Source organism: Streptomyces sp. NPDC007808 (genome assembly GCF_042868655.1).
Lineage (GTDB): Bacteria > Actinomycetota > Actinomycetes > Streptomycetales > Streptomycetaceae > Streptomyces.
Window position 1 is genome coordinate 15,339 of sequence record NZ_JBIAEQ010000001.1, and the last position, 14,009, is coordinate 29,347.

The following is a 14,009-nucleotide window of genomic DNA, read 5'->3' on the forward strand; positions in this document are numbered from 1 at the left end:
AGGGCCGGAAGTGACGCGGGTGAGGGGCGGGCGGGCAGCCTTGGCCACGGCTTGGCAAACGCGTATGACGCGATATAGCGTTAGTGTCGTCGATGGGATACGGACGGGGTGAGGGTCATGTCGGCTGGGCTGGTGGGCGGGGGCGAGGCGCCCGCGTTGAGGGCTTCGCATGCGGATCGGGATCAGGTCGTCGACGTGTTGCGGACAGCCGCGGGTGACGGTCGGCTGACGGTCGCGGAACTGGACGAGCGGGTGGAAGCGGCCCTGACCGCGCGTACGGTGCGGGAACTGGACGGGCTGCTGAGTGACCTGCCGGTCGGTGCGGGGATGACCGGGGGCGACGTCAAGGACGTCGTGCGCATCGAGCAGCAGGGTGGCTCGGTCCGGCGCGGTGAAGGCTGGGCGGTGCCCAGGTGCCTGGAGATCCACTCGGAGTGGGGCGACGTGACGCTCGACCTGAGTCAGGCGGTGATCACGCGGGACACCCTGCACATCGACCTCGACATGCGGGGCGGCACCCTGAAGCTCGTGACCACGCCGGGGATCGTGGTGGACACGGACTCCCTCGTGACGCACTACGCCAAGGTCAAGGCCCGAGGAGCGGGCGGCGAGGACGCCCCGCTCGTCCTGCGGGTGGTGATCGCCGGGGAGATCGGCTTGGGCCGGATCGTCATACGGCCGCCTCGGCGCTTCTTCCTCAGGAGAGCCTGGAGGCCCTGAGCACCGACCGGGCCGTCTCGTCGTCGATCCGGTGGCCGATGCGCCTCAGCACCTCGGCGCCCTCGCGCAGGGTGCCGCGTTCGAGCGAGCGGCGCATGCCCGTGTCCAGTTCGTGCCAGAGCAGCGGGTTGGCGAGGAGGACACGGGGGTCGAGCTCCAGGCGATGACCGTAGGCGTCGCGCAGGACCAGGTGCAGGGAGACACCGTCGTACTGCCGTACGGTCACCAGCGCGTCGGTGCACACGACGTGTCGGCGTAACGTGCCCTGGACGGCCAACCAGCCCGGGCCTGCGGTGACATGCGGGGGTAGGAGCACCACGAACAGCGTCGCGGCCAGGGTCAGCCAGAGCAGCGTGCGCAGCGCCGTCAGGGTGCCCGCGTCCCAGTCGACCAGCTCGGCCATGGCGGCGAACCCGAGAGCGCAACCCACCGCGAACCGGGCGCTGCCGCCCCAGTGGCGGTCGCCGACGGGCCCCTGCGGTCCGCTCCCTCCCATGAAGGGAAGGTAAGGCGGGCGCGGTTCGTTGTAACCGGCGCCGACGGGACCCTGACCGCGTACACCTGAAAGTTGACGGGATTGCGGCCGAGAGTGACCGGTGACCGGTGGCCGGGAGCCGTGGCGCGGTGGTCGACGGCACTGAGAGAGCACAGCCAGGCGCCCTCCCGGCGGATGGTGACGGGGTGCTCTGGGCAGCCGTCGGTCTGGCCGGCCGGCCGTTCACGGGCTTTCGGTGCCACCTGTCCGTTCAGCCGGTGTGGACGCGCGGTCGGCGGGTGCGGTCCGGTTCGGCTTCGCGGAGCACCTCACGGGTGACCGGAGCGACCTCGCCCTGGCCGAAGAGGAAGAAGCGCAAGAAGTTGGCGAAGGGGCCGCCCTCGGTCCATTCGAAGTAGATGTGGGGGATGCGGTCGGTGGTGTCACGGATATGGAGGAGAAGGGCGGCCAGGGCATTGGGGATGGAGGAGGACTCCAGGGTGAGGACGCGGTAACGGCCGTGCATGACCTCGCCGTGCACGGCGAGCCCTGCCTCGAACTCGGACGGGTCGGTCACGGTCACTTCGACGAAGACGAAGTCATCCTGTTCGGGCAGGTCGTTGTCCTGGCGGATCTGCTCGATCTTGTCGCGGTACTCGGCCTCGTCCCGCTGGTCGGGTTCGTTGGCGATGAGACGTATCTTGCGGCCGGCCATGGCGTGGACGAACCGCTCCGCCGTGTCGTCCAGCGCCACGCCCGTCACGCGGAGTTCGAAGGCACGCAGCAGTCGGGAGAGGAGGGAGATGAGAATGATGCCGGCGATGAAGCAGGCGCCGATCTTCACGCCGTCGGGACGCTCGATGGCGTTGCCGACGGTCGTGTAGAGGAACACCGCGGAGATGACGGCGAACGCGATGGTCCAGTTCCGCTGGCCGGCCTTGTGGGCCGCGATGGTCACGGCGATCGCGGCGGAGCTGATGAGCACCAGGACGCCGGTGGCGTACGCGCCGCCCTGGGCGTCGACGTCGGCGTCGAAGATCCAGGTGACCAGAAAGGCGACCAGGGTGAACACGACGACCATCGGGCGTACCGCCCGTGCCCAGTGCGGGGCCATGCCGTAGCGGGGCAGATAACGGGGCATCAGGTTGAGCAGGCCTGCCATGGCGGAGGCGCCGGCGAACCAGAGGATGGCGATGGTGGAGATGTCGTAGATCGTGCCGAAGGTGTTGCCGAGGTACTCGTGGGCGAGGAACGCCAGCGCGCGGCCGTTTGCCTGTCCGCCCGACTCGAACTCCTTCTCCGGGATCAGCAGCGTGGTGATGAAGCTCGTCGTGATCAGGAAGCCGCTCATGATCAGGGCGGCGGTCGTGAGCAGCTTCTTCGTGTCCCGGACACGTCCCTCGGGGCGGTTCTCGGTGTCGCCAGGGTCGCCCTTGACGTGCGGCATCACGGCGACGCCGGTCTCGAAACCGGACAGGCCGAGAGCGAGCTTGGGGAACACGATCAGGGCCACGCCGATCATAACGAGGACGTTGCCGTGTTCGGCCGTGAGGGCGCTGGACCAGTCGGTGACCACGTGTCCCTCGGTGAGGACGTGGTAGAGGCCGACGGCCACGACGACGGCGTTGAGCGCCAGATAGCCGGCGACCAAGGTGACGGCGAAACCGATCGCCTCCAGGAAGCCCTTGAGGAACACGGCGCCGAGCAGGGCCACGAGGACGAGGGTGATGACCATCTGCTTTTCGTGCAGGGCGCTGTGCAGATGCGGGTTCTCCACCAGGTGGGTGGAGGCGTCCGCCGCCGACAGCGTGATGGTGATCAGGAAGTCCGTGGCCGCGAAGCCGAGCAGCGTCAGGACGAACAGCTTGCCCTTCCAGAAGGACAGCAGTCGCTCCAGCATCGCGATGGAGCCCTCCCCGTGCGGGCTCTCCTCGGCCACTCGCCGGTAGACGGGCAGGGCGCCCGCCAGGGTCACGATCACCAGGACGATGGTCGCCACCGGGGAGAGCAGGCCCGCGGCCAGCGCGGCGATGCCGGGCTGGTAGCCGAGGGTGGAGAAGTAGTCGACCCCCGTGAGGCACATGACGCGATACCAGGGCTGCCCCGCCGGGGCGTGTTCCGGTTCGGCGTGCGGCCTTTGGGGACCGTGGCCCTTGCCCATGTCGGACAGACCTTGCAGCATCCAGACGCGGAACCGACTGGGCGGTGGGTGTTCGGTCGTGGCGGCCATCGACGTGCTCCAGAGGTGCGAATCGGCGTGTGGTTCGGCCATCACGCGAACGGCCGCACCAGCGTAAGCAGAGAGTGACGCATGGGCCTTTGGATGTGAATCTTGCGGGCGTCAAGCTTCCGCTAAGAGTTGCCGCGGCGCGGTCGGTCGGGCGGAAACTCCGAGTTCCGGGGGGATCCGGCGCCCCCGCGGGTCGGGGTCGGTTGCCCCGGGGTGACTCCGGGCCGGGTGGACACTCAGGGTCATGAGGCGAGTGCCGACTCAGGCGCTGAAGGCCTGAGTGCCCCTGGCCCGGCGAGACTTCGAGCGCCGTGCAGCAGGCCGACGTGCCGTCGCCGGTACGGGCGTGACGTCATGGCGGCGGCCCCACTCACCATGCGGGGTGTCAAGGAACTGGTCGAGGGGACCTCCTCGGTCGGCCGCCCGATCCTGCTCGGAGTCTTGCCCCCATCCCCTCCGTAATGTTCGCTGCTGGAGTCGAATGTTTCGGGCGCCCTGGCGTGTGCCGCGCCTCAAAGGCTCCGCGGGCAGGGAACGTTGACAGCAGATTCACCTTGTACAAGGGGTTGCCAGCGTTTGGCAGCTGTCTCTAGGGTGCGGCATCAACGCAGCTTTCTGAATCAGTTCCGAAACTTTCGATCTCAGGGGCGGACCATGAACAGGTCGTCCCGTACCCAAGGAGCGCATGATGGGCGACCCGGCACTGTCCCGCCGCGGCTTCCTGGCGGCCTCCGCCGCGGCCGGTGTGGGCATGACGGCACTGAGCGGTTGTGGCGGGGACTCGGACGGAGGGTCGTCGGACGGGACGACCACCATCGAGTGGTGGAACATCTCCACCACCGAGCCGACGAAGGGCGTCTGGGCGGCGCTGGCCAAGAAGTTCGAGGCGCAGAACCCCAAGGTCAAGGTGAAGATCGTCCAACTGGAGAACGACGCCTACAAGTCGAAGATGACCGCACTGACCGCCTCCGGGAAGCTGCCCGACATCTTCCACACCTGGGGCGGCGGCGTACTGAAGCAACAGGTCGACGCCGGACTCGTGGAGGACCTCACCGAGCGGACGAAGGACTTCGCCGACGGTCTGCTGCCCGTGGCGAAGCAGCCGTACCTCCTCGACGAGAAGGTGTACGGCATTCCGTTCGACATCGGCATGATCGGCTTCTGGTACAACAAGGCGCTCTTCAAGGACGCGGGCATCACCGAGCCGCCGACCACCTGGAGCGACTTCCTGGACGCCGTACGCGACTTGAAGGCCAAGGGCATCACTCCGCTCGCCCTCGCGGGCAAGGAGAAGTGGCCCGGCATGTACTACTGGGCCTACCTCTCGATGCGCACCGCCGGAGCCTCCGCCCTCCAGAAGGCGTACGACGACAAGGACTTCACAGGTGACGCCTTCGTCCAGGCCGGACAGCACCTCCAGGAACTCGTCGATCTCCAGCCGTTCCAGAAGGGTTTCCTCGGGGCCGCCTACTCCAGTCCCACGGGCCAGGCCGCGGCCGTCGGCAACGGCAAGGCGGCGATGGAACTCATGGGCCAGTGGGCGCCCGTCGTCCAGGCGGACGCCGGCAAGGGCCTCGGAGACGACCTCGGCTTCTTCCCGTTCCCCGAGGTCGAGGGAGGTAAGGGCGCGATCACCGAGGTGTTCGGCGGGGGCGGTGGGCATGCCCTGCGCACCGGGGCTCCGCAGGCCGCCGTCGACTTCCTGAAGTTCTTCGCCTCGGAGGCGACGGACGTGGAACTGGTGAAGAAGACCGGGGTCCTGCCGGTGGTGCCGGCCGCCGAGAGCGCCCTCACCGACCCGAACATCAAGGCCGTACAGGCGCAGTTGAGGAGCGCCACCGGCTTCCAGCTCTATCTCGACCAGGCATACGTGCCCGCGGTCGGCCAGGAGGTCAACGACAGCGTCGGCGCGCTCATCGCCGGCTCCAAGTCCCCCCAACAGGTCGCCGAGTCGATCACGAAGACCGCGAAGGAAGAGCAGTAGCCGGCGATGACCTCCACGTTCCTGCCGGACAAGCGCACCGGCACCGGCGCCGACCTGCCACCTCCGTCGACGCGGGCGGATCAGGGACGGGCCCGGCGACGCGCGCTGCACTGGTTGACCGCGGTCGGCTTCCAGGTGCCCGCTCTGGTGCTGTTCCTCGTCCTGGTGCTGCTGCCGATCCTGTTCGCCCTGTACGCCGCCTTCTTCCGCTGGGGCGGCTTCGGAATGCCGTCCGACTACATCGGCGGCGACAACTTCACCCGGCTCGTCCAGGACCCCGTCTTCCTGGGTGACCTCTGGCGCTGCCTGGTCCTGGTCGTGCTGTCGCTCGCCGTGCAGCTGCCGTTCGCGCTGGCCATGGCGGTGCTGCTCAACCAGCGACTGCGGGGCCGGGCCGTGTACCGGATGCTGTTCTTCGCACCGTACGTGCTGTCCGAGGCCATCACCGGCGTGCTGTTCAGCATGATCTTCGCGCCCGACGACGGGCTCGCCGACCAACTCCTGGGCCGCATCGGGCTGGACGGGCTGGGCGGGGAGTGGTTCGCCGACCCGTCCACCGTCATGGCCACCCTCTTCCTGGTCATGACCTGGAAGTACTTCGGCTTCCACATGATGCTCTACCTGGCCGGACTCCAGGCCGTCCCACGGGAGTTGACCGAGGCGGCGCTCATCGACGGCGCGAGCGCCTGGCAGCGCTTCCGCAACGTCACCCTGCCGCTGCTCGCTCCCACCTTGCGGATCAGCGTGTTCCTGTCCGTCATCGGGGCGATCCAACTGTTCGACCTGGTCTGGGTGACCACGGCGGGCGGCCCCGACCACCACTCCGAGACCATGGCCGTGACCATGTTCCAGTACGGCTTCAAGCGTTACCAGGTCGGCTACGCCAGCGCGATCAGCGTGGTCATGTTCGGCATCAGCCTCGTCTTCGCCCTCGCCTACCAGCGGTTCGTGCTCCGCCGCGACCTCGAAGGAGCGACCACCACGATGCGGGGAGGCGTCGCGTGACGGCCAGGTCGGGCAGGAGGACCGGCAGGAGGAAACTGCCGCTGCATGTGATCCTCGTAGTGGTCGGCGCGGTGATGGTCGTGCCGCTGCTCTACGCCGTGCTGTCCGGCTTCAAAACCACCGACGAGCTCTCCCGCAACCCGGTCGGGCTGCCGGAGTCCTGGGTGACGGGCAACTACACGGGCATCCTCGGCTCCGGGGACTTCTGGCGGCTGATCGGCAACAGCACCCTGATCGCCGTGGGCACGACCGTGCTCGTGGTGGCGGTCTCGGCGCTGTCGGCCTTCTCCTTCGCGCGCTTCGCCTTCCGCGGACGGGAGGCGTTGTTCACGCTGTTCACGATGGGGCTGATGTTTCCCTTCGCCGTGGCGGCCCTGCCTCTGTTCCTGCTGCTGCGCTCCATGGGCCTGCTGGACAACCCGCTCGGCGTGATCCTTCCGCAGGCCGCCTTCGGTCTGCCGATGACGATCATCATCCTGCGCGGCTTCTTCCGGCAGATCCCCGGTGAGCTGGAAGAGGCGGCCACGCTCGACGGATGCAGTTCCTTCGGCTTCTTCTGGCGGGTGCTGCTGCCCATGGCGCGGCCCGCGCTGGGCACCGTGTCGGTCCTCGCCGTCGTCACCAGCTGGAACAACTTCTTCCTGCCGCTGCTGGTGTTCACCGACTCCACGTGGTGGACCATCCCCATCGGTGTCCAGCAGTTCCAGGGCCAGTACTCCGCGGAGTACGCCCGTGTCTTCGCCTACCTGGTCCTGGCCATGGTCCCCGCCCTCGCCTTCTACTCGGTCGCCGAGCGCCAGCTCGTCGGCGGCCTCACCGCCGGCGCCACGAAGGGTTGACGCGTGGCCGGACGTACGGCTCACCCACCATCCGATACGTGAGGAGTCGCACCATGCGCAAGAACCGTCTGAGACTCGCAGGCGCCGTCGCCACGCTCCTGGTCGCCGCCACTGTGGGCGCCGGCTCACCCGCCCGGGCGGGCCACCAGCAGCCCACCCTCGCCGACCTCGCCGAAAGACACGGCCGGTACTTCGGCAGCGCCACCGACAACCCCGAGCTGACCGACGAGCCGTACAAGGCCCTGCTCGGCAGCGAGTTCGACCAGCTCACGCCCGGCAACAGCATGAAGTGGTACGCCACCGAACCCCAGCAGGGCGTGTTCGACTTCGCCAAGGGCGACGAGATCGTGCGGCTCGCCCGCGCCAACCATCAGAAGGTGCGCGGTCACACCCTCGTCTGGCACAGTCAGCTGCCCGATTGGCTCACCGGGCGCGAGTGGACGGCGCCCGAGCTGCGGGCCGTACTGAAGAAGCACATCCAGACCGAGGTCCGGCACTACCGCGGCAAGGTCTTCGCCTGGGACGTCGTCAACGAGGCGTTCAACGAGGACGGCACCTACCGCGAGACGATCTTTTACAAGACGCTGGGCCCCGGCTACATCGCCGATGCCTTGCGCTGGGCCCATCAGGCCGATCCGAAGGCCAGGCTCTACCTCAACGACTACAACGTCGAGGCGATCGGCCCGAAGAGCGACGCCTACTACAAGCTGGCCAAGGAGCTGAAGGCACAGGGCGTCCCGCTGCACGGTTTCGGCCTCCAGGCCCACCTGGCGCTTCAGTACGGCTATCCGGCCACCCTGGAGGACAACCTCCGTCGCTTCGCCCGACTCGGTCTGGACACCGCGCTGACCGAGGTCGACGTACGGATGCTGCTGCCGGCGACCGAGGAGAAGCTGGCGGAGCAGGCCGACTGGTACCGGAGGATGACCGAGGCGTGCCTCGCGGTGCGCCGCTGCGTGGGCATCACGGTGTGGGACTACACCGACCGGTATTCGTGGATCCCGGCGGTCTTCCCGGGAGAAGGCGCGGCACTGCCCTGGGACGAGGAGCTGCGCCCGAAGCCCGCGTACTTCGCGCTGCGGGAGGCGCTGGAGTAGACCGGGGCGACCGGAAGGTCACGTTGCGTGACCACCCCTGGACGCATGTCGGGGCCGGCTCGCAGTAGTGGTCTGCGACCGGCCCCTGGGAGTACGCGGGCGTCCGTCGTGCCGCCCGGTGGTGCGGGGCCCTGTCGGCGGAGTCCGCAGGCAGGGATTACGCGGCGGTCATCACCGTGGCGGTGCCCAGCGGGCGATGCGGGGCGATGATCTGGCCGTCCGGCAGGAGCTCACCGGTGTCCTCGAAGAGCAGGACGCCGTTGCACAGCAGGCTCCATCCCTGCTCCGGGTGGTGCGCCACGAGACGGGCGGATTCCCGGTCGGCGGAGTCGGCTGAAGGGCACGGTGGCTGGTGCTGGCACATGGAGGGGATCTTTCGCTCTGTCGTGATGGATGAGATGGCTGTCTGGTCTGTTTCGCGGCGTGAAGACTCGTTCATGGCCGCCCCCCGTTGATAAGTCGGTCGGAACCCAGTGTTGCCCCACGGCCGTCGATCCGCAGGGATTTCGCAGCACCGCTTCTCACAGATTGATGACGCATCCGCCGTCCGGACGGTTCATCCCAACTCCCCTGTCCCTTCGGGTGGTTCGGGATGGCCGGATGGGGCTAGTCCGGACGGGCCGGGCACCCTGACAGGCTCGTTCGAGCGTATTCTCGCTCGTGCGAGCGAGGCTTTTCCCGTGGTCGCGTCATTTCACGCTCAGGTGAGTGCTTTTTCGCTCCTGCGAGCGCTATGACGGCTCCTGCGGGCACTATGACGGTTCGTGCGTGCGCCACGACGGCTCGTGCGAGCACTACGACGGTTCGTGCGTGCGGGTATTCCTGTTGTCCGGTCCGCCCAGCCCCGTCGCGAACAGCGTCGTACCCCGCGGCCCGGAACAGGGCGACGGGGTACGCGGGTGCTCGCGCGGGGTGCTCTCAGGCGGGCGAGCCGAGCAGCGGAGGCAGTGGAGGCATGGGGGGCAGTGTGGTGGGCGTCGCCCGAAGGGTCAGCACCGGGAGCAGCTCGGCGACGCGGTGCGGCAGATGGGACGCGATGCCGGGAGGGGCCGGGGCCAGTGGAATCAGGATGTCCGCGGCGTCGGGGTGGCCCGAGGTGCCGTCCGCCGTGCAGTCGCCGTGCAGCCAGAGGGTGAGCATGTAGAGGCGGGGAAACGACAGCAGTCGCGGCTGGTAGGGCTGCTGGAACGCCTCGGCCTGGCGCAGTGCCCGCTCGGTGGAGGCGATGTAGGGGCCTTCGAAGAAGTGCGAGAACGCCCACCCGTCGGGGGTCAGCCTCGTCTCGGCCGCGGCCACCGAGCGCTCACCGGAGTTGATCAGGAAACGCCAGCCGGCCAGCCGGGTCGCGGACACGCCCGCCGGGGTGATCTCGTCCACGATGTGCACGGGCAGCGGAAGTTCGGGGGTGGCGGGGCCCTGGGCGGCCCGCAGGGACGGAGTTCGGGCCTCGCGGACGGCGGTGGGCGAGCCGAGCGCGGTCAGGACGGAGCGAAGTGCGGGCGCGGGAGCCGGGGGAACATGCAGCGGCATGGTGGGTCGCCTCTCATTGACAGGCACAGTGGCGCGAGGGCGGGGTGGAAGCGGGGGCGGACGGCGCTGTCTGCTCACGGAGGTCAGAGAGGAGGGGCCGGGGTCAGGGAGCGCGAAGGGGGATGAGTGGTGCCTGCCGCGCATGACCGGGCGGCAGGCCCAAGACCGTGGGCGCCTACCCTCTGCCTTGATTGCGGAGTTTATACGACGAGTGTTCAAGCCATGTTTCAACTAGCCGCTTTCGGCGCACTCGGCAAGGGTTCAATCGGCCGGTGATATGCGGGAAACCTCCCGATTCCCGGCCGGTCGTACGGCGATGACCTCGATAAACAACCCGGGTGCGGTCGGCCAATTTACATCGGCGTTTTTCACGAGTGTGTGAGCGGCCGGAAACTGCTCCGTGCCCCATGCCTGGTGAATGTGCCGCCGGTCATGTCCCACACAGTAGCGGGCACCGAGCCCGCTCGGGACGTTATCGATCGCTTCGGCTGGGCATCATTGCACCTGACCCGGGACACTGGTGGCCGGACTTCGGCCCGCCCATCCGAGGAGGGAAGCTTCGATGGGGGAGAAGGTCGTGGCAGGTCGGTTCGATCTGTCCGATCGGCAGCACTACCGCAGGAAGATGCGGCGGTGCCTGACGGGCCTGGAGCGGCTGCTGGAGGAGAAGCGGTTCGATCGCCCCAAGAATCTCATGGGGCTTGAGATCGAATTGAATCTCACCGGCGCCGAGGGCATGCCGAGAATGCTGAACGGGCAGGTGCTGGAGCGGATCGCGAGTCGCGATTTCCAAACAGAACTCGCCATGTTCAATCTGGAAGTCAACATCGCCCCACACAGGTTGGAGGGGCGGGTATTCGACCGGCTTGCCGAGGAACTCCGCACGTCGCTGGCATATGCCGATCGAAAAGCGGGTGAGCTCGACGCCGGAATCGTGATGATCGGCATTCTGCCGACCCTCGACCGGGACGACCTGGTCTCCTCGAACCTCTCCGACGTCGACCGCTACGCCCTGCTCAACGAGCAGATCGTGGCCGCGCGGGGCGAGGACTTCACGCTCGACATCGACGGCGTCGAGCGTCTGATGTGCACGTCGAAGTCCATCGCCCCCGAGGCTGCCTGCACCTCCGTGCAACTGCACCTCCAGGTCACCCCGGCCCGTTTCGCCGACGTGTGGAACGCGGCCCAGGCGGTGGCCGCGGCCCAGGTCGCCGTGGGCGCCAACTCGCCGTTCCTCTTCGGACGCGAACTGTGGCGCGAGTCGCGACCCCCGCTGTTCCAGCAGTCCACCGACACCCGCCCGCCCGAGCTCCAGGCCCAGGGCGTGCGGCCGCGCACCTGGTTCGGGGAACGGTGGATCTCCTCGGCGTACGACCTCTTCGAGGAGAACTTCCGATACTTCCCGGCTCTGCTGCCGATCTGCGACGACGAGGATCCACTGGAGGTCCTCGACGCCGGCGGGGTGCCCACACTCGCCGAGCTCGTCCTGCACAACGGCACCGTGTACCGCTGGAACCGCCCGGTCTACGGCATCGCCGACGGCGTCCCGCACCTGCGGGTGGAGAACCGCGTCCTGCCCGCCGGGCCGACGATCACGGACGTGGTCGCCAACGCGGTCTTCTACTACGGCCTCGTCCGCGCCCTCGCCGAGGAGTCGCGGCCCGTGTGGACCCGGATGCCCTTCGAAGCGGCCGCCGCCAACTTCGACGCGGCCTGCAAGGACGGCATCGACGCTCGGCTGCGCTGGCCCCGGCGAGGGCGGCACGGAGGGACGACCGAGGTCGACGCGGTGAGCCTCGTACGCGACGAGCTGCTGCCGCTGGCCGAGGCGGGACTCGACGCATGGGGGGTCGAACCGGCCGACCGCGACTTCTACCTGGGCGTCATCGAGGAGCGGTGCCGCCGGCGGACGAACGGTGCGTCCTGGCAGGCGGCCACCTTCCACCGGGCGCTGGAGACGGGCCTGAGCCGGGAGGCGGCCCTGGCCGCGACGACCCGCCGCTACCGCGAGCTGATGCACCGGGGCGACCCGGTCCACACCTGGCCGGTGGGGCTGCTGGAGCCGGTACCGGCTGGGTGAGCCGGTACCGGCCGGGTGAGGCGGGACCCGCCGGTGAGGCCCTGGTCGGTGTGGTCGGGGGCCGGTGCGGTCGGAGCCGGACCGGTCGGGGGCCGACTGCGCCGGGGCCGACCCGCCGCCGGTCCGTGATCGTCGGGGTGGCGGGGCGGGGCCACAGGTGAGAGGGCGTCGTGCCCGTACCTCGACAGGGGGCGCTGCCGCTCGCCCCGTGGTGATCAGGCAAGCTGGACGTCTCATGGCGGTGATGTCGTCCCTGTTGCCCTGTTGAGTCTCGTGCCGGAGTCCGGCCGTACGGCAGGATGAGGCGGGATTACTCAACTGGAGGCAGGTGTGCAGGGCGAGGCAGGCCCCGTGGCGGAGTCCTTTCCGCATGAGCGGCCCTCACGGCGGACCCTCCGGGACGAGACCTTGCTCGTCCTGGCACTCTCGCTCGGTGCGAGCGGTGTGTCCGCCCTGATCAGTTTCATCGGATCGGTCACCAAACCGGGCGGCCTCAAGGATCAGGCCGCCACCCTCAACGCCTCCGCCGCGCCCGGCCGGCCCTGGCTGGACCTCGCGTGGCAGCTGTTCGGGATCACCACCGCGCTGGTGCCCGTCGCCCTCGTCGCGCACTTCCTGCTGCGCGAGGGAGCGAGCCTGCGCGCCCTCGGCTTCGACCGCACCCGCCCCTGGTTCGACCTCGGGCGGGGAGCGGCGATCGCGGCGGTGATCGGCAGCACCGGAATCGCCTTCTACCTGGCCGCCCGCGGGCTCGGCTTCAACCTCACGGTGGTGCCCGAGGCGCTGCCCGACGTGTGGTGGAAGTACCCCGTGCTGATCCTGTCCGCGCTGCAGAACGCGATCCTCGAAGAGGTCATCGTCGTCGGTTACCTGATGCGCCGCCTCGGTCAGCTGGGCTGGACGCCCGGCTCGGCGCTGCTGGCCGGCTCCCTGCTGCGTGGCTCCTACCACCTGTACCAGGGCATCGGCGGCTTCCTGGGGAACATGGCGATGGGCGTGGTCTTCGTGTACCTGTACCGCCGCTGGGGCAGGGTGGGCCCACTGGTCGTGGCGCACTCCCTGCTCGACATAGGGGCGTTCGTGGGGTACGCGCTGCTCGCGGGCAAGGTGGGCTGGCTGCCGACGGCGTGATCTTGCGAGAAGGGGGCGTACGACGATCTCGTACGCCCCCTTCGGAGTCCCTGGTCCCCGTCGACCGGACACGACCTAGGCGATCAACTCGCCGTCGATGACGGTCACGGCATGGCCGCTCAGCAGCGTGCGGTCGCCGCGGAGCTCGGTGCGGACGCGGCCGGCGCGCGGGGAGGCCTGCAGACCCGTCAGTTCGGCGCGGCCGAGGCGCTCGGACCAGAAGGGGGCGAGCGCCGTGTGGGCGCTGCCGGTGACCGGGTCCTCGTCGATGCCGACGTTCGGGAAGAAGCAGCGGGAGACGAAGTCGTAGCCGCGCGTGGGGTTCTCGGCACGCGCGGTGGCGATGATGCCGCGCTCGGAGTAGGCGCCGAGGGCCCTGTGGTCGGGGGCGAGCGCGTGCAGCGTCTTCTCGTCGGCGATCTCGAGCAGCAGGTCGCCGACGGCGGGGCCGGTGTCGAAGGCGAGCAGCGGGTCCGCGCCGAGCGCCTGCGCGACCCCGTCCGGGACCTCGACCGGCGTGAGCGGGGCGGTCGGGAAGTCGAGCGTGAGGGAGCCGTCCTCGCGGGGCGTGGCGACGAGCACGCCACTGCGGGTGGCGAACCGGACGGGGCCCTCGTGCGCGCCCGTGCCGTGCAGCACATGCGCCGTGGCCAGCGTGGCGTGCCCGCACATCGCCACCTCGGTGACGGGAGTGAACCACCGCAGCGCCCAGTCGGCCTCCCCGCCCTCGGGGAGCCGGTGCGCGAACGCGGTCTCCGCGTGATTGACCTCCATGGCCACCCTCTGGAGCCAGTCGTCCTCGGGGAAGGCGTCGAGAAGCAGGACCCCGGCCGGGTTGCCGGCGAAGGGGCGGTCGGTGAAGGCGTCGACGATTCGAATCCGCATGCGCTGACGCTAGGGGGAGCGGGAGGGCGGCGG

The 14,009-nt window shown here is 69.0% G+C and carries 12 protein-coding genes; 7 read left to right on the forward strand and 5 right to left on the reverse strand.

Annotation, left to right across the window (positions count from 1 at the left end; genetic code table 11):
- The first annotated feature begins 117 nt into the window (after positions 1–117).
- Positions 118–720 carry a DUF1707 domain-containing protein gene (locus tag ACFYNL_RS00080; RefSeq protein ID WP_388793916.1) on the forward strand — a complete coding sequence of 201 codons (603 nt, stop codon included), beginning with the start codon at positions 118–120 and terminating at the stop codon, positions 718–720.
- On the opposite strand, the gene ACFYNL_RS00085 is transcribed toward ACFYNL_RS00080, so the two are convergent.
- Both ACFYNL_RS00085 and ACFYNL_RS00090 read right to left on the reverse strand, forming a co-directional pair.
- Positions 698–1,216, reverse strand: a complete 519-nt coding sequence (locus ACFYNL_RS00085) for a hypothetical protein (protein WP_388793919.1) — start codon at positions 1,214–1,216, stop codon at positions 698–700. The genes ACFYNL_RS00080 and ACFYNL_RS00085 overlap by 23 nt on opposite strands.
- A 250-nt stretch (positions 1,217–1,466) precedes the next feature.
- On the reverse strand, positions 1,467–3,425 hold the full coding sequence (locus ACFYNL_RS00090; RefSeq protein ID WP_388793922.1) for an amino acid transporter: 1,959 nt from the start codon (positions 3,423–3,425) through the stop codon (positions 1,467–1,469).
- 688 nt (positions 3,426–4,113) lie between these two features.
- Between ACFYNL_RS00090 and ACFYNL_RS00095 the strand changes: the two genes are divergently transcribed.
- The 4 genes from ACFYNL_RS00095 to ACFYNL_RS00110 all read left to right on the forward strand — a co-directional run bounded on the left by ACFYNL_RS00095 (position 4,114) and on the right by ACFYNL_RS00110 (position 8,350).
- Positions 4,114–5,409 carry an extracellular solute-binding protein gene (locus ACFYNL_RS00095; protein WP_388793925.1) on the forward strand — a complete coding sequence of 432 codons (1,296 nt, stop codon included), beginning with the start codon at positions 4,114–4,116 and terminating at the stop codon, positions 5,407–5,409.
- Between the two features lie 6 nt (positions 5,410–5,415).
- A complete protein-coding gene (locus ACFYNL_RS00100) occupies positions 5,416–6,414 on the forward strand; it encodes a carbohydrate ABC transporter permease (protein ID WP_388793928.1) in 999 nt (332 codons plus the stop codon).
- Between the two features lie 74 nt (positions 6,415–6,488).
- The gene (locus ACFYNL_RS00105; protein WP_388797175.1) at positions 6,489–7,253 is read left to right on the forward strand and encodes a carbohydrate ABC transporter permease; all 765 of its coding nucleotides are present in this window, start codon (positions 6,489–6,491) and stop codon (positions 7,251–7,253) included.
- Positions 7,254–7,306: 53 nt separating this feature from the next.
- Positions 7,307–8,350, forward strand: a complete 1,044-nt coding sequence (locus ACFYNL_RS00110; protein ID WP_388793931.1) for an endo-1,4-beta-xylanase — start codon at positions 7,307–7,309, stop codon at positions 8,348–8,350.
- 157 nt (positions 8,351–8,507) lie between these two features.
- Here the strand turns inward: ACFYNL_RS00110 and ACFYNL_RS00115 are convergent, their stop codons facing one another.
- Both ACFYNL_RS00115 and ACFYNL_RS00120 read right to left on the reverse strand, forming a co-directional pair.
- Positions 8,508–8,714, reverse strand: coding sequence for a DUF5999 family protein (locus ACFYNL_RS00115; protein ID WP_388793934.1), 207 nt, complete (start codon positions 8,712–8,714; stop codon positions 8,508–8,510).
- Positions 8,715–9,268: 554 nt separating this feature from the next.
- On the reverse strand, positions 9,269–9,880 hold the full coding sequence (locus ACFYNL_RS00120; RefSeq protein WP_388793937.1) for a hypothetical protein: 612 nt from the start codon (positions 9,878–9,880) through the stop codon (positions 9,269–9,271).
- A gap of 562 nt (positions 9,881–10,442) precedes the next feature.
- Here ACFYNL_RS00120 and ACFYNL_RS00125 point away from each other — a divergent pair.
- Positions 10,443–11,960, forward strand: coding sequence for a glutamate--cysteine ligase (locus tag ACFYNL_RS00125; protein ID WP_388793940.1), 1,518 nt, complete (start codon positions 10,443–10,445; stop codon positions 11,958–11,960).
- A 330-nt stretch (positions 11,961–12,290) separates the two neighbouring features.
- On the forward strand, positions 12,291–13,091 hold the full coding sequence (locus ACFYNL_RS00130) for a CPBP family intramembrane glutamic endopeptidase (protein ID WP_388793943.1): 801 nt from the start codon (positions 12,291–12,293) through the stop codon (positions 13,089–13,091).
- Positions 13,092–13,166: 75 nt separating this feature from the next.
- Here ACFYNL_RS00130 and ACFYNL_RS00135 read toward each other — a convergent pair whose 3' ends face one another.
- Entirely contained in the window at positions 13,167–13,976 is an 810-nt protein-coding gene (locus ACFYNL_RS00135) for a PhzF family phenazine biosynthesis protein (RefSeq protein WP_388793946.1), read from the reverse strand.
- Between the last annotated feature and the right edge of the window lie 33 nt (positions 13,977–14,009).

What these genes read in the sequence shown, in the direction of transcription:
- ACFYNL_RS00080 (WP_388793916.1), top strand. Translation starts at nt 118, where the DNA reads ATGTCGGCTGGGCTGGTGGGCGGGGGCGAGGCGCCCGCGTTGAGGGCT.
- ACFYNL_RS00085 (WP_388793919.1), bottom strand. Translation starts at nt 1,216, where the DNA reads ATGGGAGGGAGCGGACCGCAGGGGCCCGTCGGCGACCGCCACTGGGGC.
- ACFYNL_RS00090 (WP_388793922.1), bottom strand. Translation starts at nt 3,425, where the DNA reads ATGGCCGCCACGACCGAACACCCACCGCCCAGTCGGTTCCGCGTCTGG.
- ACFYNL_RS00095 (WP_388793925.1), top strand. Translation starts at nt 4,114, where the DNA reads ATGGGCGACCCGGCACTGTCCCGCCGCGGCTTCCTGGCGGCCTCCGCC.
- ACFYNL_RS00100 (WP_388793928.1), top strand. Translation starts at nt 5,416, where the DNA reads ATGACCTCCACGTTCCTGCCGGACAAGCGCACCGGCACCGGCGCCGAC.
- ACFYNL_RS00105 (WP_388797175.1), top strand. Translation starts at nt 6,489, where the DNA reads ATGGTCGTGCCGCTGCTCTACGCCGTGCTGTCCGGCTTCAAAACCACC.
- ACFYNL_RS00110 (WP_388793931.1), top strand. Translation starts at nt 7,307, where the DNA reads ATGCGCAAGAACCGTCTGAGACTCGCAGGCGCCGTCGCCACGCTCCTG.
- ACFYNL_RS00115 (WP_388793934.1), bottom strand. Translation starts at nt 8,714, where the DNA reads ATGTGCCAGCACCAGCCACCGTGCCCTTCAGCCGACTCCGCCGACCGG.
- ACFYNL_RS00120 (WP_388793937.1), bottom strand. Translation starts at nt 9,880, where the DNA reads ATGCCGCTGCATGTTCCCCCGGCTCCCGCGCCCGCACTTCGCTCCGTC.
- ACFYNL_RS00125 (WP_388793940.1), top strand. Translation starts at nt 10,443, where the DNA reads ATGGGGGAGAAGGTCGTGGCAGGTCGGTTCGATCTGTCCGATCGGCAG.
- ACFYNL_RS00135 (WP_388793946.1), bottom strand. Translation starts at nt 13,976, where the DNA reads ATGCGGATTCGAATCGTCGACGCCTTCACCGACCGCCCCTTCGCCGGC.